The sequence below is a fragment of the Streptomyces sp. M41(2017) genome, from assembly GCF_002078175.1.
Taxonomy (GTDB): Bacteria; Actinomycetota; Actinomycetes; order Streptomycetales; family Streptomycetaceae; genus Streptomyces.
Genome location: NZ_MWFK01000001.1, coordinates 3,088,480 through 3,104,770, shown reverse-complemented (window position 1 = coordinate 3,104,770; position 16,291 = coordinate 3,088,480). Strand labels below are relative to the sequence as shown.

The following is a 16,291-nucleotide window of genomic DNA, read 5'->3' as shown; positions in this document are numbered from 1 at the left end:
AACAAAACGCGCCTGCGGAGGATTCCGATCAGGCGCACAAAGTAAATGGGTACCAAAAACGTATCAATGAGACAGTAGCACACACTGATACGCGGGTGCGAGGCGGGGTGTGTGGGCCCGGCGGTCGCCGGGCCCACACACCACCTGCCCCAGGGGGCCGATCCGCTAGGCGAGCGGCCCGGTCACCGGCTCCACGGCGGTCACGACACCGCCGGCGCGGACGAACGCGTCCGCCGCCTCCAGGTCGGGGGCGAGGAAACGGTCGGGGCCGGGGCCCTGGACGCCGGCCGCGCGGACGGCGGCGATGACCGCCTGCGACGCCGGGGCCGGGGTCAGGCCCGCGCGGAGTTCGATGGCGCGGGTGGCGGCGTACAGCTCGATCGCCACGATGCGGGCCAGGTTGCTCACCGCGGTCCGCAGCTTGCGCGCGGCCGACCAGCCCATGGAGACGTGGTCCTCCTGCATGGCGGAGGAGGGGATGGAGTCGGCGGACGCCGGTACGGCGAGCCGCTTCATCTCGCTGACCAGCGCGGCCTGCGTGTACTGGGCGATCATCAAGCCCGAGTCGACACCGGCGTCGTCCGCGAGGAACGGCGGCAGTCCGTGCGAGCGGTTCTTGTCGAGCAGCCGGTCGGTGCGGCGCTCGGCGATCGAGCCGAGGTCGGCCGCCGCGATGGCGAGGAAGTCGAGGACGTAGGCGACGGGGGCGCCGTGGAAGTTGCCGTTCGACTCGACGCGTCCGTCGGGCAGCACGACCGGGTTGTCGACGGCGGAGGCCAGCTCGCGCTCGGCGACCGTACGGGCGTGGGCGAGGGTGTCGCGGCCCGCGCCCGCGACCTGCGGGGCGCAGCGCACGGAGTAGGCGTCCTGGACGCGCGGGGCGTCGTCCTGGTGGTGGCCGGTGAGCTCCGAACCCTTCAGCACCGCCAGCATGTTGGCGGCGCTGGCACCCTGGCCGGGGTGCGGCCGGATGGCGTGCAGCTCGGGGGCGAGGACCTTGTCCGTGCCGAGCAGGGCTTCGAGGGAGAGCGCGGCGGTGACGTCGGCCGACTTGTAGAGCGTCTCCAGGTCGGCGAGGGCCATGACCAGCATGCCGAGCATGCCGTCGGTGCCGTTGAGGAGGGCGAGGCCCTCCTTCTCGCGCAGTTCGACGGGGGTGATGCCGTGGGCGGCGAGGAGTTCGCCGGCGGGCCGGACGACTCCGTCGGGGCCTTCGGCGTCGCCCTCGCCCATCAGCGTCAGCGCGCAGTGGGAGAGCGGCGCGAGGTCGCCGGAGCAGCCGAGCGAGCCGTACTCGTGGACGACCGGGGTGATGCCCGCGTTGAGGATGTCGGCCATCGTCTGCGCGACCTCGGGCCGTACGCCGGTGTGGCCCGAGCAGACGGTCTTGAGCCGCAGGAACATCAGTGCGCGGACGACCTCGCGCTCGACGTGCGGGCCCATGCCGGCGGCGTGCGAGCGGACGATGTTGCGCTGCAGCTGGGCGCGCAGTTCCGGGCTGATGTGCCGGGAGGCCAGGGCGCCGAAGCCGGTGGAGACGCCGTAGACGGGCTCCGGCTTGGCCGCCAGCGCGTCGACGATCTCGCGGGCCGCGGCGAGGGCCGCCACCGCTTCGCCGGAGAGTTCGATCCGGGCGCCGTCGCGCGCCACGGCGAGTACGTCGGACGCGGTCACCCCGGACGTCCCCACCACCACAGTGTGCATATCCATATTCAGGAGCGTACGCAGTGAATTCGATGATGTCACTAGTGGACGGCGGGTTGACCCCTTACTCCGACGTACGTCACAACTGCCGCCCCGTGGACCCTCAGGAGCGGGGCGGGTCGTGCCGCCCCCGGAACCGTCGGCGCTCGCCCGCCGGGGGCGCCGGGGTGTCGGCGAGACGGATGACCGGATCGTCGGGGCCCTCGCGCCCGGCGACCACCGGCTTCGCCGCCCGGACGGCCTTCGCCCGGTACTGGGCCGCGTCCGCCAGCCGGAACAGCCGGCGCGCCGACCGTACGGGCCCGATCGGGTCCTCGGTCGAGGCGACCCCGCACGCCACCCCCTCCCCCAGCTCCAACTCGGCGGCACGGCGGCAGAGTTCGTCGGCGATCCGGACCACCTCGTCCGCGGCGGGGCCGATCGCGAGGAGGCAGAACTCGTCGCCGCCGAGCCGTGCGGCGAGGGTGCCCGGCAGCATGGCCCCGCAGAGCGAGAGCACCGACCCGAACCGTTCGAGGAGCCGGTCGCCCACGGCGTGGCCGCGGGTGTCGTTCACGCGCTTGAGCCCGTTGAGGTCGCAGACGACGAGGCTGACCACGGTCCCGTCGGTCCGGTGCCGCTCGACGGCCTCGTCGAGGCGTACGTCGACGGCGCGACGGTTGGCGAGCCCGGTCAGGGCGTCGGTGTAGGCCAGCCGCCGGGCCTCCTCCAGCCGCTCGGTCTGGGCGATCCCGGCGGCGACGACCGAGGCGAGGACGGTCGCGAAGTCGGCGTCCGAGCGGGCGAAGACGGGCGCCCCGGCCCGCCGGGCCACGTACAGCTCGCCCCACGCCCGCCCGTGGAGCACGATCGGCGCGACGACGCAGCAGCCGCGCCCGCGCCTGCGCAGCGCGGCGACCCGCTGATGGCAGTACCCGGCGGGACCGGCCGCCGGACCGTCGGCGGTCTCCACCCAGGCGTTGGGCTCGCCCCCGCCCGCCCACCGCTCGTGCAGGAACTCGGTGATCTCGGGGAACTGGTGGACGGGATAGGCCTCGCCGTCGGGGAACTCCGCCTCGTCCGGCGCGCGGTCGCCGACATTGACGAGGACCCGCAGCCGGCCGAGCTCGCGCTCCCAGACGGAGAGCGCGGCGAAGCTCCCGGTCAGCGCGTGACACGCGCCCAGCGCCGCGGCCCGCCACGACTCACGCGGCGTGTGCGCCGCGGCCATCCCCTGCGCCAGCGTCACCACGGCCCTCAGCCGCCTGTCCTCTCCCATCACCCCAGGTTAGGGACATTTACCTATATTCGGGTCATTGGTGGGGCGAACAGGGGGCCGGGCCTACTGCCCGGGCCAGTCCGGGGTGCGCTTCTCGTTGAAGGCCGCGACCCCCTCCGCGCGGTCGCCGGAGAAGGCGACCGAACGCCAGGCCGCGTCCTCCACCTCCAGGCCGGCCCGCAGGTCGAGCCCGTGCCCGAGACGCAGGGCGCGCTTGGCGGCGCGCAGCCCCACCGGCGAGTTCGCCGCGATCCGGGCGGCCAGGGCGAGCGCCTCCGTACGGTCCTGTCCGGCCTCCACCAGCTCGTCCACCAGGCCCAACTCCCGCGCCTCGGGCGCCTCCAGGCGGCGGGCCGAGAAGATCAGCTCGGCGGCGCGGGCGGCACCGACCCGGCGCGGCAGCAGCTGCGTGCCGCCACCGCCGGGGATCACCCCGACGGACACCTCGGGCAGGCCCACGACCGCCGTGCGGTCGGCCACGATCAGGTCGCAGGACAGCGCCAGCTCGAACCCGCCGCCCAGCGCGAACCCGTGCACGGCGGCCACGGTCGGCATCGGCAGCTCCAGGACACCGGTGTAGGCGCCCCGCGCGACGGGCCGCTGCCGCACCAGTTGGGCGTCCGTGAAGGAGTTCCGCTCCTTCAGGTCGGCCCCGACGCAGAACGCCCGCTCATGCGTGGAGGTGAGCACCACCACACGGACCTCCCGGTCGGCGGCCAGTGCCTCGCAGGCCCCCGCGATCGACCGGGCCATCTCGGTGGACACCGCGTTCATGGCCTTGGGCCGGTCCAGGACGAGCTCGGCGACGTGCCCGTGCCGTCGTACGGCGACGAACTCGCCGAACCTCCGCTCGCCCGGCTCCCCGCCCTGGTCCGCGGGTCGCTCCGCCCCTTGCTCCGCCATGACACCCTCCAGGTTAACGCGGGTTAACAATCGATCTCCCGATCATCGCAGCCGACGCCGTCCGGCGAAACCCACCCCTTGGTCGCGCACCCCCTCGTTCGGGTGACATCGGCCCCGACTCCCGTACCCCTCACCCCGTCCCGTGCTTAATCTGCGCACCGCCACAGCGCATGCGGGGCATCGGCGCACCGGGGAGGGACGGCCATGACAGACCGCGAGACGCCGCAGGCCGGCGACGCCCGCCCGGGTCCGGGGGCGGTACGCCGGACCCCGCCCGGAGCGACGCCGGCCGGACCGGTCCCGCCCGCGTCACAGGCCGGCACGACGCCCGCGCCGACGCGCGCCCGCTGGGTTCGGGCGACCTCCCTCGGAGTGGCGACGAACGCTCCCTCGTCGTTCACCGCCGGTGCCATCGATCCGGCTCGGACGGGCACGGCACGGGCGCCCGTCCGCGCACCCTCGGCCTCACGACCGACGGCCGACACCCCGGTCGCCGCGGCAGCGGCCCCGGCGGACGCCCGCGCCGTCCGGGACAGGCCCGCCCGACCCGGCAGGGCGGCCAAGGTGTGGGCCACACCGCCCCTGACCGTGGCACCGAAGCCCGGATCCCCGGCCGCGGCCCGGCAGGCGGGGGCCGGCGGGATTCCGGCGCCGAGGGGGACGGCGGGAGCGGCCGCGGCGGCGAGTACGGCGTCCCCGACGACGGGGGTTCCGGTTCCGGGCGGCGCGGCCGGTGTCCCGGCGCCCCGGTCCGCCGACGCGGGCGCGCCCGGGACCGTACGGCCGCCGAAGCCCCTCGCGAAGCCCGGCGGACCCGTCGCTCCGGATGTCGTCGCGACAACCGGAGACCGCGCCCCGGGCGTCTCCAGGAACGTTTCCGCCGTGAAGGGAGCCGGCCGGCTCGGGGGTCCCGGAGGGCGGACCGGCGTCCCGGCCGCGGGGGACGGCCCCGCGATGGACCAGGCCGTGGACCAGGCCATGGACCGGACCGTTGCCGTACCGGCGCCGAGGACCGTGCCGGTACCGACGCCCATGGGCCGGTCGGGCGAGGCCCCCTGGGCGCCCGGCGCCGTGGCGGCGCCCGACACCGCCGCCGACCCGCTCCTCCCGGGTTCCGGACGGGGACGGCATCGCAGACCCCGGCGACGGCGGGTGCTCTTCGCCGCGGGGGGACTCGCGCTGGCGGCGGGAGTGCTGAGCCTCGCGCGGATGGCACCGGAGTCGATGACCGGGATCGGCGGAGGCGGCGGCCCGGCGGACGCGGAGCCACGGGGCGGGACACCCACGGCCGCCGACACCGACCCGGCGGACGACGCCGTCACCACCGTGGAGGCCGTACCGCCGCCCGCACGTCCCGGTGTCGCCACGGCGACGGCCGCGATGGGCGGCGAGAGCGCAAGCCCCACCCCGGGGGTCGGTCCGACCCCCGGTCCGACCCCGACGGCGTCGGGCGGCGCCGCACCGGCGGGCCACGCCGACGCCCCGGACACCGACGACCTGGACACCGGCGGGCCGGGCGCCACCGGCATCCCCACGGACACGTCCACGACCCGGCCCCCGCAGGCACCGGATCCCGCACCCACGGCCACGGCTCCGCGCCACACGCCGACGCAGGCTCCGACCACCAGGGCACCGGCGCCGACGCACCGGCCGGGCGTGTGCGTACCGATCGTGGGGATCTGCGTGGGCGGACTGCTCTCCCCCGGGCAACAGGGGTGACACCGCCGGCGGGTCCCGGTCGGAGCGACCGGACCGTACGGAGCGACCGGAGCGACGGACGCGGTGGTGCCGGAGAAGGGCCGGAAGGGCTACGTCTCGGTGTCCCGGCGGGCCAGCAGCCACGGTTCGATGACGCCGAGGCCACGGACCGGCCGCTGCCACATGGGCTGGAGCGCGAAGCGGTACGACGGGGGTTCCTCGCCCTCCTTCTCCGCGGCGGCCGCTGCCTCGGCGGCCTCCGCCTCGGAGGCGGGGGCGTCGCCGGTGCGGGTCAGCTCCTCCGCGAAGGCGCCGTCCACCAGGACGGCGTCACGCGGCGCTATCGACGTGAGGCGGCTCGCCAGGTTCACGGTCGTGCCGAACACGTCGCCCATCCGGGTGGTGACCGTGCCGAAGGCGATGCCGACCCGCAGCTCCGGCATCGTCTCGTCGTTCGCCATCGTCTCGATGAGCCGCAGCGCGATCTCGGCGGCCACGCCGGCGTCGTCGGCGGAGTAGAGCACCTCGTCGCCGAGCGTCTTGATGAGCCGGCCGCCATGGGCGGCGACCAGGTCCGCGGCGGTGGTCTCGAAGGCCTCGACGAGTTCGCCGAGCTCCTCCTCCTCCATGCGGCGCGTCAGCCGGGTGAACCCGACCAGGTCGGCGAAGCCGACGGCGAGACGGCGGTCGACCATCTCCTCGTCGTCGGCGGCCTGCACGACCCGGCCGGTGGCGGCGGCCAGCTGACGCCGCCAGACGTAGACGAGGAACTCCTCCAGCTCGGGCAGCAGCAGCTCGATCAGGGGGTACGTGACCTCGGTGCGGGTCATCCCCGGTTCCGGGGGCTCGGTCAGGCCCTCCAGGAAGGAGTCGATCTGCCACTCGGCCAGACGGGCGGTGGTCTGCCCGGTGGAGCGGGCGACCTGGACGGCCATGGCCTCGCTCAGCAGGCCTGCCTCGACGAGACCGGCGAGCCGGCGCAGCGCGAGGACGTCCGCCTCCGTGAGCGCCTTGGCCTGGCCGATGTCGGCGAAGCCCATCGCCCGCCAGAAACGGGACGCCAGCTCCATGGAGACGCCCGCGCTGCGGGCCGCCTGGAACGGGGTGTAGCGCCGCTCGGCGCCCAGGATGAGGCCCTCCAGGCGCAGCGCGAGGGGGTCCTCGTCGGAGTCCGGGTCGGTCGGCGCGTCCACCCGGCCGTTCGCCTCGTGCCGGGCGTCGGACCTGAGCTCGGGCCGTCCGTCGGGCCTGGCCTGCGCGCGCGTGTCGGTCGCGTCGTCCTCGCGGACGCCGCTCACCTCGCCGCGGTGGCCGTCGCCACGGGGTCCGGGATCCTCGCTCGTACGGTCGTCCGGCCGGGCCTCCTGTCCGGTCCCGCCGCTCGCGGCGGCCCGTGCGGAGGTCGCGTCCGTGACCGGCTCGGCGGTACGGCCCGGCTCGCCGTCCGGGGCAGGGTGAGCACCCGTGCCGGAGCCGGTGTCGTCGACGGTCACGCCTGCTGCCCTTCCGATCTGCCGAGGTCAGGTATCGACCGCGCTCAACTCTACGGCAGGTGTGCGCTGGCTCACTCCCGATGGCACGACCTGGCCGGAGCGGGTCCCCGAAGGTGGCGTACGGGCACTTTTCGCACCCCGCGACGAGCCCCGCGCACGGGCCGTACAGCACCGGTGACCCCCGGTATCTCCGACCCCGCGGGGGTGCCGCCCCTGCGCCCCTCGTCCCGCGGCCCTCAGACAGCCCGCAGGTGGATCACGTCGCCCGCACCGACCGGTTCCTGCACTCCGTCCTCCGTGGCGATGACGATGCGGCCGTCGCCGTCGACGGCGACGGCCTCGCCGACGATCGAGCGGCCGCCGGGCAGCTCGGCGCGGACCACGCGGCCGAGGGTCGCGCAGCCGGCGGCGTACGCCTCCTGGAGACCGGAGGCGGCGGGGTCCCCGGACGCGTCGCGCCAGCGTCGGTACCACTCCTCCAGTGAGCGCAGCACCGCCCGCAGCACGGTGTCGCGGTCGGTGGTCGTCGCACCCGCCAGCGCCAGCGATCCGGCGCCCGGCACGGGCAACTCCTCCGCGCGGAGGGTGACGTTGATGCCGATGCCGACCACGACCGCGTCGGCGCCCGCGCGCTCGGCGAGGATGCCACCGGCCTTGCGCTCCTCGCCGTCCACGGAGACCAGCAGGTCGTTGGGCCACTTCAGGGCGGTGTCGACTCCGGCGGTGCGGGAGAGAGCGGTGGCGACGGCGACTCCGGTGAGCAGCGGCAGCCAGCCCCAGCGTTCGACGGGGACCCCCGCCGGCTTGAACACCACGGAGAAGAAGAGGCCGGAGCGGGCGGGCGCCGTCCAGCGGCGGTCCAGCCGGCCGCGCCCGGCGTTCTGCTCCTCGGCGACGAGGACCACGCCCTCGTCGGCGTTCTCCTTGACGACGAGACCGGCCAGGTCGGTGTTGGTGGATCCGGTGCGCTGCACGACCTCCACGTCGGTCCACAGGCCGTCGTCGCGGACCAGCGCCCGCCGCAGGGCTGTGCCGTTGAGCGGCGGTCGGCCCAGGTCGGACCAGCGGTTGTCGTGCGCGTCTGAAGCATCTCGCGGCGTCATGCAACCCAGCCTAGGTGTGGTAAACGCCGCACTGCCGAACGGTAGCCACAGCACTACGCTACGGATGAGTAGCAAGTCCCCCTTCTGAGCACCGCCCCTCACGTCCCCTTAGAGCAGGCAGGGAGCCGCATCCCGATGTCCGAGCCGGAAGAGCTGCACCACCCCGACATCCACACCACCGCGGGCAAACTCGCGGACCTGCAGCGCCGCATCCAGGAGGCGACGCACGCCGGCTCGGAGCGCGCCGTCGAAAAGCAGCACGCCAAGGGCAAACTGACGGCCCGTGAGCGCATCGACCTGCTGATGGACGAGGACTCCTTCGTGGAGTTCGACGAGTTCGCCCGGCACCGCTCCACCGACTTCGGCCTGGAGCAGAACCGTCCGTACGGCGACGGCGTCGTCACGGGCTACGGCACGGTCGACGGCCGCCCGGTCGCCGTGTTCTCGCAGGACTTCACCGTCTTCGGCGGTGCCCTCGGCGAGGTCTACGGGCAGAAGATCATGAAGGTCATGGACTTCGCCCTGAAGACCGGCTGTCCGGTCATCGGCATCAACGACTCGGGCGGCGCGCGGATCCAGGAAGGCGTCAGCGCGCTGGGCATGTACGGCGAGATCTTCCGCCGGAACACCCACGCGTCGGGCGTCATTCCGCAGATCAGCCTGGTCGTCGGCCCCTGTGCGGGCGGTGCGGTGTACTCCCCCGCCATCACCGACTTCACGGTCATGGTCGACCAGACCTCGCACATGTTCATCACGGGTCCCGACGTCATCAAGACGGTGACGGGCGAGGACGTCGGCTTCGAGGAGCTGGGCGGCGCCCGCACCCACAACGCCGTGTCGGGCGTGGCCCATCACATGGCGGGTGACGAGAAGGACGCCATCGAGTACGTCAAGCAGCTGCTGTCGTACCTGCCGTCCAACAACCTCAGCGAGGCGCCGGCGTTCCCGGAGGAGGCGGACCTCACCCTCACGGACGAGGACCGTGAGCTGGACACCATCGTGCCGGACAGCGCGAACCAGCCGTACGACATGCACACGGTGATCGAACACGTCCTGGACGACGCCGAGTTCTTCGAGACGCAGCCGCTGTTCGCGCCGAACATTCTGACCGGCTTCGGCCGGGTCGAGGGCCGTCCGGTGGGCATCGTCGCGAACCAGCCGATGCAGTTCGCCGGCTGTCTGGACATCGACGCGAGCGAGAAGGCGGCACGGTTCGTCCGCACCTGCGACGCGTTCAACGTGCCCGTCCTCACGTTCGTGGACGTGCCCGGCTTCCTCCCGGGTGTCGATCAGGAGCACACCGGCATCATCCGGCGCGGCGCCAAGCTGATCTACGCCTACGCGGAGGCGACCGTCCCGCTGATCACGGTCATCACCCGCAAGGCGTTCGGCGGCGCGTACGACGTCATGGGCTCCAAGCACCTGGGCGCCGACCTCAACCTGGCGTGGCCGACCGCGCAGATCGCGGTGATGGGCGCGCAGGGCGCGGTGAACATCCTGCACCGCCGCACGATCGCCGCCGCCGAGGATCAGGAAGGCACCCGTGCCCGGCTGATCCAGGAGTACGAGGACGCGCTGCTGAACCCGTACACGGCGGCCGAGCGCGGTTACATCGACGGCGTGATCATGCCGTCGCAGACCCGTGCGCACGTCGTCCGCGGTCTGCGTCAGCTGCGGACGAAGCGGGCATCACTTCCTCCGAAGAAGCACGGCAACATCCCGCTCTAGACCGCCGCACGCCCCGACCCCTGGGAGCTAGACATGACGATCAAGGTCGTACGGGGCAATCCGACCCCGGAGGAGCTGGCCGCCACCCTGGCGGTGGTCCGCGCGCGTGCCGCGGCGGCGGCCGCCGAGCCGTCGGGCGCGCCCCGGCCGCGCGACTCCTGGTCCGACCCGGCCCGGGTCGCCGCGCACCGGCTTCCGCAGCCGGGCGCGACGGCCTGGGGGCGGACGTACTGGCCCGGTTAGGGGGCGTCCGCAAGGTCGCGTCGTCCGCCCGGAGGGCGGCCCCGCGCGTCAGGTGCGAGAGCTCGTGCCAGGCGTCGCCGGGCAGGCGAGACGTTGCGGACACGACCTGGGACAGGACCCTCAGAGGATCTTCGCGACGGCCTCGGCCATCACCGCGTATCCGGCGTCGCCCGGGTGCAGGTGGTCGCCGAAGTCGTACGCGGGGTGCAGCCGGTCCGGGTCCGACGGGTCGGCCAGGGCACGGTTCAGGTCGACGACCGCGTCCCACGCGCCGTGCGCCGGGTCGCGCATCCACGCGTCGACCTCGTGAGCGACCTTCGCCGCGTGCTCGCCCCAGTGGTCGGAGCCGCCGAAGGGCAGCAGGTTCGCTCCGATCACCCGCAGTCCGCGGGCGCGGGCCCGGTGGATCAGCTCGCGATACCCGGCGATGAGGTCGTCGGCCTCGACGACCGGGGCGGGCCGGTAGGTCGGCTGGTCGTCCGTCTCGCTGAAGCCGATGTCGTTGACGCCCTGGAGGACGACGAGGGTGTCCACGCCCGGGTGTCCGAGGACGTCCCGGTCGAGCCGGTGGACGCCCTTCTCGCCGTACCAGGCCGAGTCGTTGAGCAGCAGGTTGCCGCCGATACCGGCGTTCAGGACGGGCCGGCCGGTGCGTTCGGCGAGCCGGTCGGACCAACGCCGGTTCGCGCCCGGCGTGGAGCCGAAGCCGTCCACGATGGAGTCGCCGAAGAGGGCGACCCCGTCTCCGCGTCCGCCCGCGTCGACCTCGACGGCGGACAGGAATTACCAGGACTCGGTGGCCTCCGTGAAGCCGTGCCCCTCGACGTCGTGGAGTCGGTCCCCGGTACCCCGGTGACTGGTCGCGAAGGCCTGTGCGTGGAAGGTGGCGGGCCCGGTCACCGCGTCGAGGTGCAGGGTGACGGTCACCGACTCCAGCCGCTCCAGCGACAGTTCGACGGGATCGCTGAGGAGGTCGGCGCGGGCCGGGACCACGGCGTCGGCCGCCCCCGCGAAGGTGAGCCGGCGCACCGAGCCCGGCTCGACGGCGGCTCCGCGGGCGGTGCGGGCGACGGTGGCGCCCGCTATGCGCAGGGGCGAGGTGCCGTACGCGTTGGAGAGCCGTACGCGCAGCCGGTCGCCTCCCGCGGTGAGGCGGACGGCCTGGCGCAGCGACTGGCGCCAGAAGCCCTCGCGCGACCAGTTCGGGGTGAAGCCTTCCGCGGGGAGCTGGGGCGGTGCGGTCCAGGCGGTGGTGAACATGACGGTTCCCTCTCCCGAGTCACCCAAAGGGGACTGTAGTCCCTTTAGCTAGGACCACGACCGTAGCAGCATGGACGGCACTAAGGGAACTGGAGAACCGTTTACGTGTGGCGTGCGCAAGTTGAGTACGCGTACTCAGGCGCCCGGCGGCGCGGCCGTCGCACGATCGAGGACATGCTGTGGTCCGACCCGGAGAACGAGCCGCCCAAGGAGCTCCGCGACATGCAGACCATGTTGCGGCGCCTGGGGGTTCTCATGGCGCTGGCCATGGTGGTCGCGATGATCGTGCTGGGGGTGCGCTGAACGCTCCGGGGCCGATCAACGGCGGCCGGCGCACGGGCCGATCGGCGCCGATACCCTGAACGGCATGACCGATCAGCCGCGCCGCCGTCTCGTGCTCGCTTCGCAGTCCCCCGCCCGGCTCAACCTGCTGCGGCAGGCCGGACTCGCCCCCGAGGTGATCGTGAGCGGGGTCGACGAGGACGCCGTCACCGCGCCCACCCCCGCCGAACTCGCCCTCGCGCTGGCCGAGGCGAAGGCCTCCGTCGTGGCGGCCCGCCCGGAGGTCCAGGGCGCGCTGGTGATCGGCTGCGACTCGGTGCTGGACCTGGACGGCGAGGCGCTCGGCAAGCCCGCCGACGCCGAGGAGGCGACGGCGCGCTGGAAGGCGATGCGCGGCCGGGCGGGCACGCTCCAGACGGGGCACTGCGTCTGGGACACGGCGAGCAAGCGCTGGGTGTCCGCCACGGCGTCCACGGTCGTCCGCTTCGGCGAGCCGACGGACGCGGAAGTCGCCGCGTACGTCGCGTCGGGCGAACCCCTGTACGTGGCGGGCGCGTTCACGCTCGACGGCCGGTCGGCCCCGTTCATCGAGGGCATCGACGGCGACCACGGCAACGTGATCGGCATCTCGCTGCCGCTGGTGCGCAAGCTGCTCGCCGAACTGGGCGTGGGCATCACGGAGTTGTGGGCACCGCAGGACAAGTAGAGGCTCTCCGCCGGGCGGGGAGCCCCCGCTCAGGAGGCCGAGGGAGCGGGCGGCGGGACGACGGCGGTTCCTCCGTCGCCGTGCCTGACACCCCCTTGGCCGCCGTCGCCGGCGTCCTTCCCCAGGTCGACGGTCCCTCCCTGGCCTGCGCCCTGTCCGGCACCGTCCTCGCGCCGGAGGCCCTCGCCGTCCCCTCCGCCACCGGGCGGTACGGCGTCGACCGGGCCCGCCTCCCGGCGGTCGTACGCCAGGAGGGTGAACACGATCAGGCCCAGCACGACCATCATGAAGACGAAGGCGCCCCAGCCGACCAGGCCCACCGTGAAGGCGCCCAGCAGGGCGTGCACCACCGCGGCGCTGATCAGCAGGACACGCCCGACGAGACCGGGCGCGCGGTCGCGTACGCCGACCAGCAGCGCGGACACGGCACACGCGACGAAGTACAGGCCGAAGACCAGGCCGCCGATCTTCGACGAGACGGCCATCGTGTCGGAGTCGAGCCCCGCCAAGGACATGTCCTGACGGTCCACGACCACGCCGAGGAACCAGTTGAGGAGCGCGACGCCGATCGCCTCCGCGAAGAGCACGAGCGCCGTCACCCATGCCACCGGTCTGCGCACCACCGGTCCCACCCACTTCCGCGTGCTGTTACCCCAAGTACGTTCGAGACATCCCGAACGCTACTAACGGGTAAACCCCGGGACAAGGGTTCTGCCGAGGGCAAAGAATCGTTGGGCCATTCGTAGGGACTCCACAAAGAATCGTTGTGGGCCGCAGCACGGAGCCACAGAGACCTTGACCACATCGGCGGGCTAGGGTTCAGCCAAGGACTCCTGCGTGCTGCGGTGCCACAAGGGATTTCGCGGGTAGGGCGAGCCTCGTATCACGCTCCGTGTGGGCAAGCTCACCACCGGGGACGGGTCGAAACGTCGTGTTGGCTGTCCCTAAACTCGGCTTGTTTCAAGGAGGGAGCCATCGTGCGCAAGGTGCTCATCGCCAACCGTGGCGAAATCGCTGTCCGCGTGGCCCGGGCGTGCCGGGATGCCGGGATCGCGAGCGTTGCCGTGTATGCGGAACCGGACCGGGACGCTCTGCATGTCCGTGCGGCGGACGAGGCGTTCGCGTTGGGCGGTGACACCCCGGCCACCAGTTACCTGGACATCGCCAAGGTGCTGCAGGCCGCCAAGGACTCGGGTGCGGACGCCATCCACCCCGGATACGGATTTCTCTCCGAGAACGCCGAGTTCGCCCAGGCCGTTCTCGACGCGGGCCTGATCTGGATCGGTCCGCCGCCGCACGCCATCCGCGACCTCGGTGACAAGGTCGCCGCCCGGCACATCGCGCAGCGCGCCGGTGCCCCGCTGGTGGCCGGCACCCCGGACCCGGTGTCGGGCGCCGAGGAGGTCGTCGCGTTCGCCGAGCAGCACGGCCTGCCGATCGCCATCAAGGCCGCCTTCGGTGGTGGCGGGCGCGGCCTGAAGGTCGCCCGCACCCTCGAAGAGGTGCCGGAGCTCTACGAGTCGGCCGTCCGTGAGGCCGTCGCGGCGTTCGGCCGGGGCGAGTGCTTCGTCGAGCGCTACCTCGACAAGCCGCGGCACGTGGAGACGCAGTGCCTGGCCGACACCCACGGCAACGTGGTCGTCGTGTCGACGCGTGACTGCTCCCTCCAGCGCCGCCACCAGAAGCTGGTCGAAGAGGCCCCGGCCCCCTTCCTCTCGGACGCCCAGGTGCAGGAGCTGTACGACTCCTCGAAGGCGATCCTGAAGGAGGCCGGCTACGTCGGCGCGGGAACCGTCGAGTTCCTCGTCGGCACGGACGGCACGATCTCCTTCCTGGAGGTCAACACCCGTCTCCAGGTGGAGCACCCGGTCACCGAGGAGGTCGCGGGCATCGACCTGGTGCGCGAGATGTTCCGTATCGCCGACGGCGAGGAGCTCGGTTACGGCGACCCCGAACTGCGGGGTCACTCTTTCGAGTTCCGTATCAACGGCGAGGACCCGGGCCGCAACTTCCTTCCGGCGCCCGGTACGGTCACGACCTTCGCCCCGCCGTCGGGCCCCGGTGTCCGGCTGGACGCGGGCGTCGAGTCCGGGTCGGTCATCGGCCCGGCCTGGGACTCCCTGCTCGCCAAGCTGATCGTCACCGGCGCCACCCGTGAGCAGGCGCTCCAGCGGGCCTCGCGCGCGCTCGCCGAGTTCGACGTCGAGGGCATGGCGACGGCGATCCCGTTCCACCGCGCGGTCGTCACGGACCCGGCGTTCGCTCCCGAACTCACCGGTTCCAGCGACCCGTTCACGATCCACACCCGCTGGATCGAGACCGAGTTCGTCAACGAGATCAAGCCGTTCGCCGCTCCGGCCGAGGGCGAGACCGACGACGAGCCCGGCCGCGAGACGGTCGTCGTCGAGGTCGGCGGCAAGCGCCTCGAGGTCTCGCTGCCCGTCTCCCTCGGCATGTCCCTGGCCCGGACCGGTCTCGCCGCGGGCGCCAAGCCCAAGCGCCGGGCCGCGAAGAAGTCCGGCCCGGCCGCCTCGGGCGACACGCTCGCCTCGCCGATGCAGGGCACCATCGTGAAGGTGGCCGTCGAGGAGGGCCAGGAGGTCAAGGAGGGCGACCTCGTCGTCGTCCTGGAGGCCATGAAGATGGAGCAGCCGCTGAACGCGCACCGCTCCGGGACCATCAAGGGTCTGCTCGCGGAGGTCGGCTCGTCCATCACCTCCGGTGCCGCGATCTGCGAGATCAAGGACTGACCGACACGGCTCGGGCCACCTGCCCGACCCACTCCCCTGCGCCCGGCACCGCACCTGCGGCCCGCCGGGCGCAGTGCGTCGCGCGACAACGCCCCGGGAACGCGGGGTGCCGTCCAGGGGACCCTCCCCGTGGCAACGCCCCGGAACGCGAGGTGCTGCCCAGGGACCCTCCAGGGGCGCGGGGAACTGCGCGACCAGCCCCCACCGGCCGGCAGCGAAGACCACGGCCCGGTGCCGGCCCGGGTCAAAGCCCCGTGCCACCCGCGGCAAAGCCCCACCACCCCGGGGCCCCTCCAGGGGCGCGAGGACCCGCGCGCCCCCCCACCGGACAGACACCGGACCAAATGCCGGGAGCCGGGGCGGGGGCGAAGCCCCGAGATGCCGGGTACTGCCCGAGCCCACCCGGTCGACGACCAGTGGCATCCTGGGGACCGGCCGAGCGAGGGAGTCGGCCCCGGCGAGAGAGGTCAGATGGCAGCGACGGTGAACGCGACCGCACAGGAGCCGGCCGACACGTCCGATCCCGCCCGGGACCCGAACCCGGGGCCGCGACCCGCCGACGGGGAACCGCCACGCGCCATGCGCGCGGACGCCCGCCGCAACTACGGACGTCTGGTGGCGGAGGCCCGGTCCACGTTCGCCGAACACGGCACGGACGCCTCCTTGGAGGAGGTGGCCCGCGGCGCGGGCGTCGGCATCGGCACGCTCTACCGCCACTTCCCGAACCGGCACGCACTGCTGAGCGCGGTCTTCGAGGAGGCCGTGAGCGACCTGCTGAGCCGCTCACGCGCATTGCTGGACGCCCCGCAGCCGTGCACCGCCCTGGTGGACTGGCTGCGCGCGATCGTCACCCACGCGAGTGAGTACCGCGGGCTCGCACGCGCCCTCATGTCGGCGGCGCGGGACGACGGTTCGCATCTGGCCCGGTGCAGCGGCCCGATGCGGGAGGCGGGCAGCGCCCTGCTGCTCCGCGCCCAGGAGTCGGGCGCCGTACGCGACGACGTGTCGATCGGTGACCTCCTCCAGCTGACCAACGCGATCGCGCTGGCGGCGGAGGAAACCCCGGACGACTCCGGGCTGGCCGACCGTCTGCTGAATCTGACCCTGCGTGGTCTGCGGCCATGAGCCGGGCGGGGCGCGAAAGGTGCCCCGCTGTCCGTTCC

Annotated in this window: 15 protein-coding genes; 7 read left to right on the top strand and 8 right to left on the bottom strand. The window is 73.3% G+C overall.

The window, feature by feature from the left end; translation table 11 throughout:
- Window positions 1–165: 165 nt before the first annotated feature.
- From hutH to B0675_RS13710, 3 genes are all read right to left on the bottom strand, one after another.
- Entirely contained in the window at window positions 166–1,704 is a 1,539-nt protein-coding gene (hutH, locus tag B0675_RS13720; RefSeq protein ID WP_081219080.1) for a histidine ammonia-lyase, read from the bottom strand.
- Window positions 1,705–1,807: 103 nt separating this feature from the next.
- The gene (locus B0675_RS13715) at window positions 1,808–2,962 is read right to left on the bottom strand and encodes a sensor domain-containing diguanylate cyclase (RefSeq protein WP_081219079.1); all 1,155 of its coding nucleotides are present in this window, start codon (window positions 2,960–2,962) and stop codon (window positions 1,808–1,810) included.
- A gap of 63 nt (window positions 2,963–3,025) precedes the next feature.
- On the bottom strand, window positions 3,026–3,865 hold the full coding sequence (locus B0675_RS13710) for an enoyl-CoA hydratase-related protein (protein ID WP_081219078.1): 840 nt from the start codon (window positions 3,863–3,865) through the stop codon (window positions 3,026–3,028).
- 954 nt (window positions 3,866–4,819) lie between these two features.
- On the opposite strand from B0675_RS13710, the gene B0675_RS13705 reads away from it, so the two are divergent.
- The gene (locus B0675_RS13705; RefSeq protein WP_241539778.1) at window positions 4,820–5,584 is read left to right on the top strand and encodes a hypothetical protein; all 765 of its coding nucleotides are present in this window, start codon (window positions 4,820–4,822) and stop codon (window positions 5,582–5,584) included.
- Between the two features lie 89 nt (window positions 5,585–5,673).
- Here B0675_RS13705 and B0675_RS13700 read toward each other — a convergent pair whose 3' ends face one another.
- Entirely contained in the window at window positions 5,674–7,056 is a 1,383-nt protein-coding gene (locus B0675_RS13700; RefSeq protein WP_081219077.1) for an adenylate/guanylate cyclase domain-containing protein, read from the bottom strand.
- Window positions 7,057–7,292: 236 nt separating this feature from the next.
- Entirely contained in the window at window positions 7,293–8,159 is an 867-nt protein-coding gene (locus B0675_RS13695) for a biotin--[acetyl-CoA-carboxylase] ligase (RefSeq protein ID WP_081219076.1), read from the bottom strand.
- Window positions 8,160–8,294: 135 nt separating this feature from the next.
- Here B0675_RS13695 and B0675_RS13690 point away from each other — a divergent pair, with 135 nt between their 5' ends.
- Window positions 8,295–9,887, top strand: coding sequence for an acyl-CoA carboxylase subunit beta (locus B0675_RS13690; protein ID WP_081219075.1), 1,593 nt, complete (start codon window positions 8,295–8,297; stop codon window positions 9,885–9,887).
- A gap of 33 nt (window positions 9,888–9,920) precedes the next feature.
- Complete coding sequence (locus tag B0675_RS13685) at window positions 9,921–10,130, top strand: acyl-CoA carboxylase subunit epsilon (protein ID WP_081219074.1); 210 nt, start codon at window positions 9,921–9,923, stop codon at window positions 10,128–10,130.
- Window positions 10,131–10,250: 120 nt separating this feature from the next.
- Here the strand turns inward: B0675_RS13685 and B0675_RS42555 are convergent, their stop codons facing one another.
- Window positions 10,251–10,910: an SGNH/GDSL hydrolase family protein gene (locus B0675_RS42555; protein WP_347109753.1), complete on the bottom strand. Its 660-nt coding sequence runs from the start codon at window positions 10,908–10,910 to the stop codon at window positions 10,251–10,253.
- Between the two features lie 3 nt (window positions 10,911–10,913).
- On the bottom strand, window positions 10,914–11,390 hold the full coding sequence (locus B0675_RS42550) for a hypothetical protein (RefSeq protein ID WP_347108769.1): 477 nt from the start codon (window positions 11,388–11,390) through the stop codon (window positions 10,914–10,916).
- 174 nt (window positions 11,391–11,564) lie between these two features.
- On the opposite strand from B0675_RS42550, the gene B0675_RS42425 reads away from it, so the two are divergent.
- Both B0675_RS42425 and B0675_RS13670 read left to right on the top strand, forming a co-directional pair.
- Window positions 11,565–11,693, top strand: a complete 129-nt coding sequence (locus B0675_RS42425) for a hypothetical protein (protein WP_266616068.1) — start codon at window positions 11,565–11,567, stop codon at window positions 11,691–11,693.
- 64 nt (window positions 11,694–11,757) lie between these two features.
- Window positions 11,758–12,378 (top strand): nucleoside triphosphate pyrophosphatase, encoded by a 621-nt coding sequence (locus B0675_RS13670; protein WP_081219072.1) that lies wholly within the window; start codon window positions 11,758–11,760, stop codon window positions 12,376–12,378.
- A gap of 29 nt (window positions 12,379–12,407) precedes the next feature.
- Here the strand turns inward: B0675_RS13670 and B0675_RS13665 are convergent, their stop codons facing one another.
- Window positions 12,408–13,001 (bottom strand): hypothetical protein, encoded by a 594-nt coding sequence (locus B0675_RS13665; protein WP_241539777.1) that lies wholly within the window; start codon window positions 12,999–13,001, stop codon window positions 12,408–12,410.
- Between the two features lie 354 nt (window positions 13,002–13,355).
- Between B0675_RS13665 and B0675_RS13660 the strand changes: the two genes are divergently transcribed.
- Complete coding sequence (locus B0675_RS13660; protein ID WP_081219070.1) at window positions 13,356–15,128, top strand: biotin carboxylase N-terminal domain-containing protein; 1,773 nt, start codon at window positions 13,356–13,358, stop codon at window positions 15,126–15,128.
- 579 nt (window positions 15,129–15,707) lie between these two features.
- A complete protein-coding gene (locus B0675_RS13655; protein ID WP_081221773.1) occupies window positions 15,708–16,253 on the top strand; it encodes a TetR/AcrR family transcriptional regulator in 546 nt (181 codons plus the stop codon).
- Window positions 16,254–16,291 lie beyond the last annotated feature (38 nt).